This window comes from Flavobacterium sp. T50_26 (assembly GCF_057652995.1).
In genome coordinates this window covers 1-1158 of record NZ_JBYFCC010000055.1, presented here as the reverse complement: position 1 = coordinate 1158, position 1158 = coordinate 1, and the positions used below count along the sequence as shown (strand labels likewise).

Here is a 1158-nt window from a genome sequence, read left to right as displayed (position 1 = left end):
TGTAAATCGTCAGCATAAAGTGGACTGATTTAATTCAAAACTAAGAGAGTGTTTTCAAAAATTATTAACTTTGAAATAGTATGAAAACACCTAAGAAAAAAACAGCTGAGAATTTCATTAAAGACATTCGTAGAAATACACGAAGAATCTTTAGTTCTGAACAAAAAATTCAAATTGTTATGGAAGCTTTACGAGCAGAAATGTCTGTTGCAGAATTATGCCGAAAGTATTCCATTAATGAATCCCAGTTTTACAAATGGAACAAAGAGTTTTTAGAAGCGGGCAAAAAACGTTTATCAGGCGATACAACAAGAGAAGCAACTAGTGATGAAGTAACAGAACTCAAGAAAGAGAATCAGCGTTTAAAAGTAATGATTGCCGATTTGGTTTTACGCTACGATATTGTAAAAAAAAGCTTGGACATGCTGGATTAACTGAAAAGTTCAAGAAATATATGAGACTTACAGTATCCGAAAAACAGGAAATCATTCACATGGTTACTCGTTCTGAAATTGGTGTTAATCGAACTCTTCGGGAAATTGGAATCAACAAAAGTACATTTTACAATTGGTATCATGCGTACAGCGAAAATGGTGTTGAAGGATTGATTCCAACCAAAAGAGCATCAAACAGGCAATGGAATAGCATTCCACAAGAACAGAAGAATTTGGTTGTAAAATTAGCGTTGGATTATCCTGATTTATCTTCACGTGAATTAGCCTTTAAAATGACCGATGAACAACAAATATTCTTATCAGAGTCAAGTGTTTATCGAATTTTAAAAGCAAGAGGATTAATTACAGCTCCAGCTCATATTTTCCTGAGTGCTGGTGATGAATTTACCAACAAAACAGGGTTCGTGCATCAAATGTGGCAAACCGATTTTACCTACTTTAAAATCCTTGGTTGGGGTTGGTATTACTTGAGTACGGTTTTAGACGATTACAGCCGATACATTGTTCACTGGGAACTTTGCTCAAACATGAAAGCCGATGACGTAAAAAGAACCGTTGATACCGCAATTAAAAAAGCAAAATTAATCACCAAACAAAAGCCAAAACTCTTGTCTGATAATGGTTCGTGCTACATTGCAACTGAATTAAAATCCTATTTAAAAGATAGTTATCAAATGGATCAAATTCACGGCAGACCCAATCA

General features: G+C 34.5%; 2 protein-coding genes. Both read left to right on the top strand.

What is annotated here, in order from left to right; translation table 11 throughout:
- Positions 1-80: 80 nt before the first annotated feature.
- Positions 81-434 carry a transposase gene (locus AC23MC_RS16405; RefSeq protein ID WP_487569403.1) on the top strand — a complete coding sequence of 118 codons (354 nt, stop codon included), beginning with the start codon at positions 81-83 and terminating at the stop codon, positions 432-434.
- A 20-nt stretch (positions 435-454) separates the two neighbouring features.
- The coding region (locus AC23MC_RS16400; RefSeq protein ID WP_487569402.1) for a DDE-type integrase/transposase/recombinase at positions 455-1158 on the top strand (704 nt) is incomplete at its 3' end.

Coding starts and splice junctions, on each gene's coding strand:
- AC23MC_RS16405 (WP_487569403.1), top strand. CDS start 81: ATGAAAACACCTAAGAAAAAAACAGCTGAGAATTTCATTAAAGACATT.